Annotated in this window: 10 protein-coding genes; 7 read left to right on the forward strand and 3 right to left on the reverse strand. The window is 67.9% G+C overall.

What is annotated here, in order from left to right; translation table 11 throughout:
• Nucleotides 1–99: 99 nt before the first annotated feature.
• A complete protein-coding gene (locus tag AAGA11_21405) occupies nt 100–1,161 on the forward strand; it encodes an alpha/beta hydrolase (GenBank protein ID MEM9605431.1) in 1,062 nt (353 codons plus the stop codon).
• On the opposite strand, the gene AAGA11_21410 is transcribed toward AAGA11_21405, so the two are convergent.
• Entirely contained in the window at nt 1,134–2,348 is a 1,215-nt protein-coding gene (locus AAGA11_21410; GenBank protein MEM9605432.1) for an MFS transporter, read from the reverse strand. The two genes, AAGA11_21405 and AAGA11_21410, sit on opposite strands and share 28 nt — an antisense overlap.
• Before the next feature lie 80 nt (nt 2,349–2,428).
• Between AAGA11_21410 and dinB the strand changes: the two genes are divergently transcribed.
• Nucleotides 2,429–3,505: a DNA polymerase IV gene (gene dinB, locus AAGA11_21415; protein MEM9605433.1), complete on the forward strand. Its 1,077-nt coding sequence runs from the start codon at nt 2,429–2,431 to the stop codon at nt 3,503–3,505.
• On the opposite strand, the gene AAGA11_21420 is transcribed toward dinB, so the two are convergent.
• Complete coding sequence (locus tag AAGA11_21420; GenBank protein ID MEM9605434.1) at nt 3,502–4,305, reverse strand: DUF4184 family protein; 804 nt, start codon at nt 4,303–4,305, stop codon at nt 3,502–3,504. The genes dinB and AAGA11_21420 overlap by 4 nt on opposite strands.
• Nucleotides 4,306–4,369: 64 nt before the next feature.
• A complete protein-coding gene (gene paaZ / locus AAGA11_21425; protein MEM9605435.1) occupies nt 4,370–6,403 on the reverse strand; it encodes a phenylacetic acid degradation bifunctional protein PaaZ in 2,034 nt (677 codons plus the stop codon).
• A 95-nt stretch (nt 6,404–6,498) separates the two neighbouring features.
• On the opposite strand from paaZ, the gene paaG reads away from it, so the two are divergent.
• The 5 genes from paaG to AAGA11_21450 all read left to right on the forward strand — a co-directional run bounded on the left by paaG (nt 6,499) and on the right by AAGA11_21450 (nt 11,115).
• On the forward strand, nt 6,499–7,284 hold the full coding sequence (gene paaG, locus AAGA11_21430; protein ID MEM9605436.1) for a 2-(1,2-epoxy-1,2-dihydrophenyl)acetyl-CoA isomerase PaaG: 786 nt from the start codon (nt 6,499–6,501) through the stop codon (nt 7,282–7,284).
• Between the two features lie 2 nt (nt 7,285–7,286).
• Entirely contained in the window at nt 7,287–7,718 is a 432-nt protein-coding gene (paaI, locus tag AAGA11_21435) for a hydroxyphenylacetyl-CoA thioesterase PaaI (protein ID MEM9605437.1), read from the forward strand.
• On the forward strand, nt 7,715–8,920 hold the full coding sequence (gene pcaF, locus AAGA11_21440; protein MEM9605438.1) for a 3-oxoadipyl-CoA thiolase: 1,206 nt from the start codon (nt 7,715–7,717) through the stop codon (nt 8,918–8,920). The genes paaI and pcaF overlap by 4 nt, the downstream gene beginning before the upstream one ends.
• A gap of 13 nt (nt 8,921–8,933) precedes the next feature.
• The gene (paaK, locus tag AAGA11_21445; GenBank protein MEM9605439.1) at nt 8,934–10,238 is read left to right on the forward strand and encodes a phenylacetate--CoA ligase PaaK; all 1,305 of its coding nucleotides are present in this window, start codon (nt 8,934–8,936) and stop codon (nt 10,236–10,238) included.
• Nucleotides 10,239–10,503: 265 nt separating this feature from the next.
• On the forward strand, nt 10,504–11,115 hold the full coding sequence (locus AAGA11_21450) for a TetR/AcrR family transcriptional regulator (protein MEM9605440.1): 612 nt from the start codon (nt 10,504–10,506) through the stop codon (nt 11,113–11,115).
• Nucleotides 11,116–11,146 lie beyond the last annotated feature (31 nt).

An 11,146-nucleotide genomic window follows, 5' to 3' on the forward strand; every position in this document is an offset into this window, starting at 1 on the left:
CGCCGACTGCGACATCAACAACATCAGCGCCCGCACCCTGCCACGCGATTTTGCCCGTAACCCGCGCATCCACACCGTTTGGACCCTGAGCCGAGCCGCATGATATCGACCGCGCCACATCGACCGCACGCGCACCCGTGTCGGACCGCCCTGCTCGCCTGCTGCCTCGTGTTCGCCGGCCTCGGCCACGCCGAGGGCGAACCCGACGACAGCCCGTCCGGCGTCATCGAACGCACCGAGGCCTCGCTCGGGTTCCTCACCCTCAGAAAATACAACCCCGAGGCCGACCCCGGAGACCGCTTCGGTGGCGAACGCGGCACATTGCAAGCCGGGCTCTGTCACACCGAGACCGCCGGACTCAGTTGGCTGCGCGACGCCAACCTGGTCTCGCCCATCGCCTTGCCGGAAGGGTTCACCGACATCGTCGCCGTCGAGCGCCGGCCGCTGTCGGCACTCGAGACGCTGATCGACCCGGCGCCCGCCGCCGTGCGCCCGACGCTCTACGTGCACGGCTACAACGAGGGTTTCTCGCGCGCGTGCCGGCGCGCCACCCAGCTCAAACACGCGCTCGACCGCGCACACCGCATGCTGCTGTTCACCTGGCCCTCTGACGGCAACCCGGCGCGATACACCCACGACGAGACCGACGCCGGCTGGAGCGAGGCCGGGCTCGCTGACGCGATCGAGCAGATGGCGGCCACCTGGGGACACGGCGGCTTTGACGTCATCGCCCACAGCCTCGGCAGCCGGGTGGTGATGCGCGCCGCCGCGGCGTTCGGGTACCGCGCGGCGGACAACAACCCGATCATCCACCAGCTTGTGTTCGTCGCGCCCGACGTCGACGCCGGCCTGTTCAGCCACAAATCAGCCGCGGTACGCCTGGCGGCGGGCCGCGTCAGCGTAATCGCCAACGACCAGGACCTGCCGCTGATGCTCTCCGAGGAGCTGCACGGCGCGCCCAGGCTCGGCCAAGTGGGACCGCACCTCGACGCGCTCGCGGGCGTGGACGTCTACGACCTCAGCGAGCTGAGCATGCGCGGCTCAACCGGTCACCTCTATCACCTGAACCACCCGCGGGTGCACGCTTTGCTGAAGCGCGTCCTCGCGCCCGACGCCCCGGTCGGCACACCGGGTCAGCTGACGCGCTTGACGGACGACTGACTGGCGGGAGGAGACGTGTACCCGTACCGCACCCACCAGGGCACCCCGGTCGCGAGCACGCAAAAACCGGTGCTCGCCAGCAGCAGGGTGTCCCAGGCGAGACCGGCATCGAGCAAGGCGCCGAACACCACCGGGCCGAGCGCCGAGCTGAACACCATGTACGCGTGGTTGAACGAGCGCACCGCCCCGAGGTGGGCCACGCCGTAGAGCTCCACCCAGAGGGCACTCAGCGTCGGACTCATGAACCCGACGCACGCCCCCATCAGGCCAAAGTAGAGAAAATGCTGGCCCGGCACCTCGCCGAACACCAGCACGAGCGGGCTCAGCACCAGCGGCAGCAGCCCGTAGCGAACGAGCTGCGCACCGCTGAAGCGGTCGACCAGCACCCCGGCGCCGAGCGCGACCAAAACCACGGCGAGCGAATAGACCGCGATCCCCGAGGCCCAGAACAAAAACGGCACAGCCTGATCGGCGGCGAGGCTCTGCTGGTGAAAGAACAGCGCCGTCACGATCGACGGCTGCGCCATCATCATCGGCAACAGGCAGGCGTAGCGCCCGTCGCGCAGCACCTGCCCGAGCGTCCAACTCGCACGCGTCTCGCCGTCGCTCTCGCGCGCCGCGGGTGCGCTGCGGGTCCGCTGGGGCCAGACCAGCACCAGGGCCACTGCCAGCATGCCGAGTTGCAGGGTCGCCGAGAGACCCCAACTGGCGCGCCACCCGACCGTGGCAATGGCCGTGACGATCAGCGCCGGGAACACCACTTCCCCGAGCGAATGCCCCATGCCGGTGATGCCGAGTGCGCGACCGCGCATGGCGTCGGTGTGGCGGCTGACGGTGGTGACCGCGACGTGGCTGCTGAGGCCCTGCCCGAACAGGCGCAGCAGGTAGAAAACGACACCGAGCCCGATGGCCGAGGTGACCACCGACGCGGACAGGCACGCGACGATCAACCCCACCATGACCAGCACGGTGTAGCGGCGCAGGTCCATCCAGTCGATCCAACGCCCGACCCACACCAGGGTTGCGGCGCTCGCAAGCGTGCCGCAGGCGTACAGAAAGCCGATGTCGCCGTGGCTCAAACCGAACTGCAGCCGGAAGCTCTCGTTGAAGAGCGAGATGAAGTGGGTCTGGCCGAAGCTGCTGCTGAAACTCAGCAGCAAACCAAAGGACACTATGCGCCAGGGCACGCCGCGGACTCGGGGTTGGCTAAACCCGCCATCATACCGCCGGAATTCACCGGCGGCGCGGACAGGATATTCTGGGCGCTATGGTCCGCAAGATCCTGCACGTCGACATGGACGCCTTCTACGCGTCGGTCGAGCAACGCGACAACCCGGCGTGGCGCGGGCAGCCGCTCGTGGTCGGCGGCCAGCCGGGCCAGCGCGGCGTGGTGGCCGCGGCGAGCTACGAGGCGCGGCAGTACGGCTTGCGCTCGGCGATGCCGACGGCAACGGCCGTGCGGCTGTGCCCGCACGCGGTCTTCGTGCGGCCGCGCTTCGACCACTACCGCGCCATCTCGGGCGAGATCCGCGCGATCTTCGCGCGCTTCACCCACCTGATCGAACCCCTGTCGCTCGACGAGGCCTACCTCGATGTCACCGACGCGACGGCGGGCGGTTCGGCGAGCGAGCTCGCCAAGACCCTCCGCGCGGAGATTTTTGATGAGACCGGCCTGACCGCGTCGGCCGGCGTGTCGTACAACAAGTTCCTCGCGAAGGTCGCCTCGGACATCAACAAGCCGAACGGCCAGTTCGTGATCACGCCCGAACGCGCCAACGACTTTCTCGCCAAGCTGCCGGTCGGCAAGTTCCACGGGGTCGGCGACGCGACCGAAGCCCGCCTGCACGCGCTCGGCATCGAAACCGGCGCCGACCTGCAGCGCTGGGACGAAGAGGCGCTTCAGCGTCACCTCGGCAAGTCGGGCAGCTGGCTGCACCGGATCGCGCGGGGCATCGACGAACGCCCGGTGGAACCGCACCACGAGCGGCGTTCGATCGGCAGCGAAACCACCTTCTTGCAGGACGTGCACGAAACGACGGACATGATCGCGACCCTCAACACACTCGCCGAGGACGTCGTAGCCAGTCTGACCCGACACGAGCTCACAGCCCGAACCTTGGCAATCAAGGTGCGTTACCCCGACTTCACGTCCGTCACGCGCCAGTGCCGACTGTCGGTGCCGTCGGACAGCATTGACGTCTTCACGCCCTTGCTGCCGCTCCTGCTGGCGCGTACCGACGCAGCGCAACGCGGTGTGCGCTTGCTGGGCGTCTCCACAGCACAGCTCTCGGCAGTCGACCCCACGCAACCCGCACAGTTGCACCTGCCACTGGATTCAAACTAAAGCGAGATGTCCAGAGCTCGAGAGGACGGAGAGATCAGGCGAAACAACACGCAATACCCGCACACCATCATCAGGAACACGAAGACGGTCTGGGTGATCGCGTCAAACAGGGCTTGCCTAAACGCGATGTAGTTGATGCCCCCCGCCAGCACCTCGAGAGCAGACAGGCCGCCGAACAAGAGCGGAATCAGGATCAGCGCGCCAATCGCTGTCGTGCGCTGCCAAGCGACCAGTCGCGACGCGGGAATCGACTCGGGGAGACGGCCACGGAACCAGAACACCAAAAACAGCAGCAACACCAACCCACCCACGGCCGTGCTGCCGTGTTGCAGCAGTTTGTAGACATGCACTTCAACGTCTGCGACCACAAACAACACGTTCCGCAGCGCATCGACATTCTCGACACCCCACTGACCCTTGTGCGTGAACGAATCCCACGCCACATGCACCATTGAACCCAACGCAAGTGCGATCACCACGCCGACAAGGGTGTGGAATCTGAACACCCATGGCGCTTGTACGAATCGCCACAGTCGCTGTCTGAAATACGCAGGCAACAGTTCAAACAAAGGGCGCTTGAGCAGGAACTGAAACAACAGAAACAACGCGAAGCCAACAGGCACGCAAAATCCAAGCACGCCAACCAACGAGTGGGTGGTCGCGTAAGCAGGCCCAACCGGCAGGTAGAGTGGCCAATCCGGCACCACACTGCCAATCACCAACGCCGAGGTCGGTACGGGTCGGGGCCACACGGCGCCGACCGGGATCATGGCAACAGCGTGAATGGGTGTGAACGGCATGGGCGCGGGATCTACCGACGGTTCACCAGCATAAAGTGCACTTGCACCACACCACAACTCTCCGTCAGGCGTGTGCGTTCATGGTCAGCAGCTCGTACTGGGCAGCCGACTCGCGCGCCTCGCCGACGACGATCTCGACATCCCAGCGGACCTCGCCGTAGTCGGCGTTGCGCGGTTTCTTGGCCTTCACGGTCAGGCGCACCGCGATGCGCTCACCGAGCGTGACGGGCTTCAGGAACCGGAGGTTGTCGAGGCCGTAGTTGGCGAGTGTCGGGCCTTTTTCCGGCGAGACGAACAGGCCCGCCGCAAAGGACAGCAACAGGTAGCCGTGCGCCACACGGCCGGGAAAGAACGGGTGGTCCTCGACCGCGCGCTCGTCCATGTGGGCGTAGAAGGTGTCACCGGTAAAGTGCGCGAAATGCTCAACGTCCTCGGTGCTGACCGTGCGCGTGTCGCTGTGAAAGGTGTCGCCGAGCTGCAACTCGCCGAACGGCACCTGGAACGGGTGGCGCTCTGGCGAGCGCTCGGGCGCGCCGGGCAGCCACCGCCGGCCGATCGCCGAGAGCATGCGTGGGCTGCCCTGAAGGGCACTGCGTTGCATCAGGTGCTTGATCGCCCGCACGCCGCCGAGCTCCTCGCCCCCGCCGGCACGCCCCGGCCCGCCGTGCGTGAGGTGCGCGAGCGGCGAGCCGTGGCCGGTGGACTCACCCGCGGCGTCGCGGTCCATGACCATGAAGCGGCCGTGCCAGGGCGCCGCGCCCAGGGCCACCTGCGCCGCGACCGCCGGGTCGTGGGTGAACAGCGACCCCACCAGGCTGCCGCCGCCACGGTTGGCGAGCGCCACCGCGTGGTCGACGTCCCGGTACCCGATCACCGTCGCCACCGGACCGAAGGCCTCGGTGTCGTGGACGCGCTGGCCCGCGTCGCCGTCCGACGACACGAGCAACAGCGGCGAGAGGAAGGCGCCGCGCTCGGCGTCGACGTCGGCGTCGACCCCGTCGAGCGAACCGTAGGCAAGCTCGGCCTCACCGAGCAAGGTGCCCACTCGCGCCCGCACGTCGTCGCGCTGCGCCGCGCCGGCGAGCGCGCCCATCCGCGTGGTCTCCTCGCGCGGGTCACCGATGCGCGTTTTCGCCAACCGCGCCGACACCGCTTCGACCACGGCAGCGAGGTGCCCCTCCGGCACCAACACCCGCCGGATGGCGGTGCACTTCTGCCCCGCCTTGGTCGTCATCTCGCGCTGCACTTCCCTGACCAACAGATCGAACTCCGGCGTGCCGGGGGCGGCGTCGGGCCCGAGCACCGTGCAGTTGAGCGAGTCCTGCTCGGCGTTCAGCATCGCACCGCGCTCGATCACGGCCGCGTGTCGACGGAGCGTCGCGGCGGTCGCCGCGGAGCCGGTGAAGGCGATGGTGTCGTGCACGCCGAGCGGGTCGAGCAGCTCGCCAACGGGGCCGGCGACAAACTGGAACGCGCCGTCCGGCAGGATGCCGCTTTGCACGATGATGCGCGCACAGGCCTCAGCGAGGTACGACCCCACCGTCGCCGCCTTGGCGATGACCGGCAGGCCGGCCAGCAACGCCGGCGCGAGCTTCTCGAGCATGCCCCAGATGGGAAAGTTGTAGGCGTTGATCTGCACACACACGCCCGGACGCGAGGTGTAGATGTGTTGCCCGAGGAAGGTGCCCTCGCGCGAGAGCTGCTCGACGTCACCGTCGAGGATGAGGCGTTCGTCCGGCAGTTCGCGCTTGGTCTTTGAGGCCAACACCAGCATCGTGCCGGTGCCGCCCTCGATGTCGATCCAGCTGTCGGCACGGGTCGCGCCCGTGTGGCTGCTGAGCGCGTAGAGCGACTCTTTCTCCGCCGCGATCGCGAGCGCGAGCTGTTTCACAAGCCCGGCCCGCTGGTGAAACGACAGGGCGGCGAGCGCCGGCCCGCCGCGCGAGCGCGCGTAGTCCACCGCGTCGGCGAGGTTCGGTGCCGCACCGGCGACCTCGGCGACAGCGCTGCCGTCGATCGCACTGACGAGCGGCCGACGTGCACCCGCGCCGTCGACCCAGTGTCCGGCGATGTGGCTCTGCAGTGGTCGAACGGTCATCGGGCGCTCCCTCGAATCGGTGTCGTTGACAATCACAGCACGGCGGGTATAGTAAGTCAACCGATCGGTCGGTTAATGAACTGGAGGCCGCACGCATGACTGACGACCTGCTCTTGCAGCGCACCGAGCGGCACGTGCTGCACCTGACGCTCAACCGGCCCGACCGCCTCAACGCCTTCACCCCCGAGCTGCACACGGCGCTGCGCCACGCACTGGAGGGCGCGACGCGCGAGAACGGCGTGCGCGCGGTGCTGCTGACCGGCGCAGGCCGCGGCTTCTGCGCCGGCCAGGACCTCAGTGCACGCGACCTCTCCGCCGGCACGCCCGACCTCGGCGCCTCGCTCGAGGACCACTACAACCCGCTGATCCGCCAACTGCGCGCACTGCCACTGCCGGTCGTGTGCGCAGTCAACGGCGTGGCGGCCGGCGCCGGCGCCAACGTCGCGCTCGCCTGCGACATCGTGCTCGCCGCCCGCTCGGCCCGCTTCATCCAGTCATTTGCCAAGCTCGGCCTGATCCCGGACGCCGGCGGCAGCTGGTCGCTGCCCACGCTGATCGGCGAATCGCGCGCCAAGGCGCTCTGCCTGACCGGCGACCCGCTCGACGCCGAGCGCGCCGAGCAGTGGGGCCTCGTCTACCGCGTGTTCGACGACGACGCGCTGATGGACGAGGCGACCGCGCTGGCCGAGCGGCTCGCGGCCGGGCCAACCCAGGGCCTTGCACGCACCAAGGACCTGCTGCAGCGCGCCGCGGTCAACAGCCTCGATGCGCAGCTCGACCTCGAGCGCGACACCCAGCGCGCGGCCGGCGCCAGCGCCGAGTACGCCGAGGGCGTGACGGCCTTCAAGGCCAAGCGCGCACCCGACTTCACGGCGCTGTGACGGTGGACGCCCAAGCCCTCGCCGAAGCCGCACGCGACGCCATGTGGTCCACCGACAAGGCGTCGCAGGCCGCCGGCATGCGCGTGGTGGCAGTCGCCCCCGGGCAGGCCACACTCGAGATGCGCGTGCGCGACGACATGGTCAACGGCCACGGCATCTGCCACGGCGGCTACCTCTTCCTGCTCGCCGACAGCACCTTCGCCTTCGCCTGCAACAGCCACAACCAGAAAGCCGTCGCGCAGCAGTGCGCGATCACCTTCCTGAAACCCGCCTTTGAACACGAGTTGCTGACCGCCACCGCAACCGAGCTGGCGCAGCAGGGCCGCTCGGGCATCTACGACATCGCCGTCCGCAACGACGCCGGCGAGGTCGTCGCGCAGTTCCGCGGCCATTCGCGCACGATCAAGGGCCAACACGTCGAGACCACAGCATGAGCCAGGCAGCCTGGATTTGCGGCTACACCCGCAGCCCGATCGGACGCTACGGTGGCGCGCTCGCCAGCGTACGACCCGACGACCTCGCGGCGCACAGCCTGCGCGCGGTGATCGAGCAGACGGGCATCCCCGCTGACGCCATCGAGGATGTGCTGCTCGGCTGCGCCAACCAGGCGGGCGAGGACAACCGCAACGTCGCGCGCATGGCGAGCCTGCTCGCCGGGGTCGGTGACAGCGCACCGGGTGCCACGCTTAACCGCTTGTGCGGCTCGGGCATGGACGCGGTCGGCACGGCGGCGCGGGCGATCAAGGCCGGCGAAGCCGATCTCCTGATCGCCGGCGGCGTCGAGTCGATGAGCCGTGCCCCCTTCGTCATGCCGAAGGCAAGCACCGCGTTCAGCCGCGACAACGCGGTCTACGACACCACCATCGGCTGGCGCTTCGTCAACCCGGTGTTGAAAGCGCAGTACGGCATTGACTCGATGCCCGAGACCGCCGAGAACGTCGCCGCGGACTTCGGCGTCAGCCGTGAAGACCAGGACGCCTTCGCGCTGCGCTCGCAGGACAAGGCCGCCGCCGCCCAGGCGAGCGGCCGGCTCGCGCGAGAAATCACGCCGGTCACGATCCCGCAGCGGCGCGGTGACGACCTCGTCGTCGCCGACGACGAACACCCGCGCGAAACCACACTCGACAAGCTCGCCAGCCTCAAGACCCCGTTCAAGGCCGACGGCACCGTGACCGCGGGCAACGCCTCGGGCGTCAACGACGGCGCGGCGGCGCTCGTGATCGCCTCCGACAGCGCGGTGAAAACCCACAACCTGACACCCATTGCGCACATCGATGCGATGGCTACCGCAGGCGTGGCACCGCGAATCATGGGCATTGGCCCGGCACCGGCGAGCCAGAAACTCCTGGCCCGGCTCGGCCTCGGCATCGGCGACTTCGACATCATCGAACTGAACGAGGCTTTCGCCGCACAGGGGCTGGCCGTGCTGCGCGAACTCGGCATCGACGACGATGCCGCGCACGTCAACCCGAACGGCGGTGCCATTGCGCTCGGGCACCCGCTCGGCATGTCCGGTGCACGCCTGGTCGGCACCGCCGCACTCGAATTGCAAGAGCGGGGCGCTCGGCGGGCGCTCTGCACCATGTGTATCGGCGTGGGTCAGGGCATCGCCCTCGCCCTGTCGTCTGCCGGCTGAGGGAGGCCACCCGATGAAAGACCTGACCCCCGATCGCGCCTCGCTCGATCCCATTGAAGTTGCCTCGCGCGACGAGATCGAAGCACTGCAACTCGAACGCATGCAATGGTCCCTGCAGCACGCCTACGACAACGTCCCGCACTACACGGCGAGCTTCGACGCGGCCGGTGTCCACCCGAAAGAGCTCCGCTCGCTGAGCGACCTCAAGCACTTCCCGTTCACCGTCAAGCAGGACCTCCGCGACAACTACCCCTTCGGCATGTTCGCGGTGCCCGAGCAGCAGGTCGCCCGCGTCCACGCGTCGAGCGGCACCACCGGCAAGCCAACCGTGGTCGGCTACACCCAGGCCGACGTCGACCTCTGGGCCACCGTGGTGGCACGTTCGATTCGCGCCTCCGGCGGCAAGCCCGGCGACAAGGTGCACGTCGCCTACGGCTACGGCCTCTTTACGGGCGGCCTCGGCGCCCACTACGGCGCCGAGAAACTCGGCTGCACGGTCATCCCGGTCTCCGGTGGCATGACCGAGCGGCAAGTGACCCTGATCACGGACTTTCGCCCCGAGATCATCATGGTCACGCCGTCCTACGCGCTCAACCTGCTCGACGCTTTCAACGAACAGGGCATCGACCCGCGTGACACGAACCTCCAGGTCGGGATCTTCGGCGCCGAGCCCTGGACCCCGGCCATGCGCACCGAGATCGAAAACGCCTTCGACATGCACGCGGTCGACATCTACGGCCTGTCCGAGATCATCGGCCCCGGCGTCGCGAACGAGTGCGTCGAGACCAAGGACGGCCTGCACATCTGGGAAGACTACTTCTACCCCGAAGTCATCGACCCCGAGACCGGCGAGGTGCTGCCCGACGGCGAGCAAGGCGAACTGGTGTTTACCTCGCTGACCAAGCAGGCCTGCCCGATCATCCGCTACCGCACGCGGGATCTCACCCGCCTGCTGCCGGGCACCGCGCGCAGCATGCGCCGCATGGAGAAGGTCACCGGGAGGTCGGATGACATGTTCATACTGCGCGGCGTGAACGTCTTCCCGACCCAGATCGAAGAACAGGTGCTGAAGGTGGCGGCGCTCGCGCCGCACTACCAGCTCGAGCTCGGCCGAGACGGCCGCATGGACACCCTGACCGTGCGTGTCGAGGTGGCGCCGGGCGCCGAAGGGGAACGCGACGCCGCCGGCGCGCTGCTGCGCGAACACATCAAGAACGTGGTCGGCGTCAGCAGCACGGTTGACGTCGGTGCCGTCGGCAGTGTCGCGCGCAGCCAGGGCAAAGCCGTGCGCGTCGTCGACAACCGGCCGAAGGACTAGTGTTCCATCCGCCTATAAACTACGGATTCAGCGTCCCTGTGGTGTTTCGCCGCAAGACGCAGTGCGAAGGCAATAGGGACCTATTGTCAAGCGCTGCAACGACGGGGCGGGACACCACAGGGACGCCCGGAGGGTCAGAGTGTCAGCGCCCACAGGCTGCGTTGCGCCTCTTGACCATAGGTGGCTATGGACTGCGAGGCGCGCCTGGCTGTGAACGCTGACACGCTGACTGAACTCGCACTTTATAGGTGGATGGAACACTGACATGGCACGGCCGCGCGCACACGACTGGCAGGACAAACGCGACGCGATACTGCGCGCCGCGACGGTCGTGTTTGCGCGCGACGGCTACCACGGCTCCGGCATCAACGACATCGCCGCCGAGGCTGCAATTTCCAAGGCCAACCTCTACCACTACTACAGCAACAAGGACGAACTCCTGCACGCGGTCATCCACGCGCACCTGACCGAGATCGTCGATGCGCTCGAGAGCGCGCGCGACCCGACACTCGCGGCCGAGGCCCAGTTGCAGGCTTTCATCGGCGCGCTGCTCGACACCTACCGCGACGCCGACGCCCAGCACCGCGTGCAGGTGCACGACATGGGCAGCCTGCCAGACGATTTGCAAGCCGACCTCAAGGCGCTCGAACGTGACATCGTCGCGGTGTTCTCAACCGCGCTGACCGGCGCCCTGCCCGCGTTGGCCGAGCGACGCCACCTGCTCAAACCCGTGACCATGTCCCTGTTCGGCATGCTCAACTGGCACTACATGTGGTTTCGGTCCGGCGGCTCAATGAGTCGGGATCGATACAGTCAACTCGCCTTCGACATCATCCTCGGCGGCGCGCGTGAAGCGCTGGCGCGGGACGGGGGCTGATCGCTTGATTGTTGCCAGAGCCAGTGCCTAC

This window comes from Pseudomonadota bacterium (genome assembly GCA_039196715.1).
In the GTDB taxonomy this organism is placed as follows: Bacteria; Pseudomonadota; Gammaproteobacteria; order CALCKW01; family CALCKW01; genus CALCKW01.

Bases quoted from the DNA above. Each gene is read 5' to 3' on its own strand.
- AAGA11_21450 (MEM9605440.1), top strand. From the start codon at position 10,504: ATGGCACGGCCGCGCGCACACGACTGGCAGGACAAACGCGACGCGATA.
- paaZ (MEM9605435.1), bottom strand. From the start codon at position 6,403: ATGACCGTTCGACCACTGCAGAGCCACATCGCCGGACACTGGGTCGAC.
- AAGA11_21420 (MEM9605434.1), bottom strand. From the start codon at position 4,305: ATGCCGTTCACACCCATTCACGCTGTTGCCATGATCCCGGTCGGCGCC.
- pcaF (MEM9605438.1), top strand. From the start codon at position 7,715: ATGAGCCAGGCAGCCTGGATTTGCGGCTACACCCGCAGCCCGATCGGA.
- AAGA11_21405 (MEM9605431.1), top strand. From the start codon at position 100: ATGATATCGACCGCGCCACATCGACCGCACGCGCACCCGTGTCGGACC.
- dinB (MEM9605433.1), top strand. From the start codon at position 2,429: ATGGTCCGCAAGATCCTGCACGTCGACATGGACGCCTTCTACGCGTCG.
- paaK (MEM9605439.1), top strand. From the start codon at position 8,934: ATGAAAGACCTGACCCCCGATCGCGCCTCGCTCGATCCCATTGAAGTT.
- paaG (MEM9605436.1), top strand. From the start codon at position 6,499: ATGACTGACGACCTGCTCTTGCAGCGCACCGAGCGGCACGTGCTGCAC.